Here is a 2,519-nt window from a genome sequence, read left to right as displayed (position 1 = left end):
GGAAAATCCCCGTCCATTTCTTTTCTTCGCCACGCTGGAATATCTCCCTCCAATGGTCCGAAATATTTCACGGCGTGAAGCGCGCCTCCGTTACGATATTTGATCCACAAATCAATCTGGTTGCCGGTCCCAACTCGGCGCAAAGCCAGATTTACATCAGCAAGGTATGGATCGACGCCATCAAGGATCTCATCCCATGGCGGGTTAATCGGGTCAGAATTCACCAGGGCGATGTTCATTTTTTGGACTTTCATGCCGATCCACAAGTTGATCTGGAGATGAGTGACTTCGAACTCGCCGCCGACAATATGAGCAACAGCGAGGGACTAAAAATTCCGTTACCGGCGACCGTAAAAATCAGCGCACGACCCTTGCTCACTGGAACATTTGCAATGAATCTGGCCGTCAATTTTGATGAACGATTCGCGACCTTCACTCAAAACATTAGCATGGAGCACGTGCCCGCCGCCGGAGCCAATGCCGCCCTGCAAAAATATCTGAAAGTTCAGGTCAAGAGCGGCGAAATCGGCCTCTACGGTGAACTTGCCGGCGACAAGGGAATTTATCACGGTTATGTGAAGCCCTTCTTTTACCGGCTGGAGTTTGAGCCCAAACCTGCCGACAAGGGAAACCCCGGAGCCATTTGGTCGGGAATTCTCAACACGGTGAAGGGACTTTTTGAAAACGATAAGCAGGTAATCGCTACCCAGACTGAAATATCGGGACGGGTGGATCAACCTGATGTCGATGCCGTGAGCGCCATCGCAGGCGTTTTGTGGAACGCCTACATCGAAGCCCTTCGTCCCGGTTTCGATCCAACTCATTCTCCGCCGAAACCCACCGATACCGTCACCACCCCTTTATCCGTATCAACCGAAAAAGAAACAGCCCAACCGTCCCCCGCAGCAAAAAATTAATAAATCTCATACCCACTATCATTATGATGCTCATCCTCCTTATTGTTGTCCTTGTTCTTCTCTTCGGCGGCGGCGGCTATGCTTACCGAGGACACGTCGGCGGCGGTGGCGGACTCGGCCTTGTCCTCGTCATCCTGCTCGTACTTTATTTGCTGGGCTACCTTTGACGCGAACAAGTCGCTCATGGGGTACACACCCCGTAGGCATCCCTCTCATTTGGATTTACTTTGAACTTATGAAACCCCATCTCTGTCTGGTTTTGTCTTTATTTATTGCTGGATGCGGAGCCTTTACCTCGACGGATCTTACGCAAGCCAATCTCGACAAAGTTCATGACGACATGTCTCCGACAGAGGTTCGATCCATTCTGGGCGATCCTGCGGATTCCCAATCCGAATCGATACCAGTCATTGGAGGCACCCAAACGATTTACACCTATCATAGCGACTCTTCCGAAGTGACGATCATATTTAAGAATGATCTTATGAAAGAAAAGCACGGAACATTCAGTCAATAATGAACCCGCCGCAAGCAGCGGGGTATTGGGAAACAATTTCAGATTATGAAAAGAACGCCGCAAGCGGCGGGGAATTAGACCCTATAAGATTGAAAGCAGCGTGCAATCGACGGTGGCGCCGGAAGCGTCTTCAAAATAGGCCCGGACTTCGCTTCAAATCCAGGCTGGTGGAATCTAGTTGTCTAGTTGTTAAACGAACTGCCAGGAAACACCGGGCGAGCCGCTCTTTTTTTCAGCAACTCACCCTTGCCGAATAATTTTCGGCACTCGTCGCGGAGGGGTTTCAAGATCGGAGCGCAGAAAAAAGAGTTTCCCTTGAGCACCTCGCGAACCGCATGGGCCAGAACGTGGGTTGAGGATTGCTTGATGAGGTACCCGGACGCGCCCAATATCACGGCTTGCTTGATGTACTCGGGATCGGGGTGCGCGGAGAGAATAAGCACTCGGGTGGCAGAAGAGTTTGCCATGATCTCCTGGGTGGCCTGCAGCCCGTTCAGCAAGGGCATGGCGATATCCATGACAATGACTTCGGGATGAAGGCTCTTGGTCAGCCGTACGGCTTCACGCCCGTTTTTTGCCTCTCCCACGACCTCGATATCGCCGTCAGACTCAATCAACAATTTCAAGGACTTGCGGAAGCCCGCATGATCCTCCGCCAGGAGAACGGTAATTTGTTTGACGGGTAATGACTCAATGAGTTCTTGCCTTTTCATTTTGTGTAAATGGGTGTCTTACAAATGTCCGACGCGCCTTGGTGAATGGTGGTTCCTACTTAAGGCGGAGTGCCGCATTAAGAACGAAATTGGATGCTTATCATGAAAAAACATAGGACCAAATAACACCCAAAGGATATGGGGTGTTCACCCCATTGGAGAAAGCGAACGAGTGTTGATAGCTTATCGGCGAAGAATCAAAAGGACTCCATGAGCGCCCGACATTACTCGCTAACACATCCAAATCAGTGTATAAAAATCACCGGTAACCGATAATTTAAGAGGTCATCCCGCATGCCGAAAAAGTCCAGCATCCCTCCCAATGCCGCGGAACTGCGTCTTCGTGCCGAAGCCCGGCTTAAAAGACAACCT

The 2,519-nt window shown here is 50.6% G+C and carries 3 protein-coding genes; 1 reads left to right on the top strand and 2 read right to left on the bottom strand.

The features are described 5' to 3' along the window. On the top strand, positions 1 to 917 hold a 917-nt coding region (locus WBR57_RS30010; RefSeq protein ID WP_424089194.1), incomplete at its 5' end, for a DUF748 domain-containing protein. Here the strand turns inward: WBR57_RS30010 and WBR57_RS30005 are convergent. Next, a complete protein-coding gene (locus tag WBR57_RS30005) occupies positions 914 to 1,102 on the bottom strand; it encodes a hypothetical protein (RefSeq protein WP_424089193.1) in 189 nt (62 codons plus the stop codon). The two genes, WBR57_RS30010 and WBR57_RS30005, sit on opposite strands and share 4 nt — an antisense overlap. 514 nt (positions 1,103 to 1,616) lie before the next feature. Further along, a complete protein-coding gene (locus WBR57_RS30000) occupies positions 1,617 to 2,147 on the bottom strand; it encodes a response regulator (protein WP_424089191.1) in 531 nt (176 codons plus the stop codon). Positions 2,148 to 2,519: the final 372 nt, after the last annotated feature.

It is taken from the genome of Pseudomonas sp., from assembly GCF_049590575.1.
Lineage (GTDB): Bacteria > Pseudomonadota > Gammaproteobacteria > Pseudomonadales > Pseudomonadaceae > Aquipseudomonas.
This window is presented reverse-complemented; position numbering and strand designations above follow the sequence as displayed.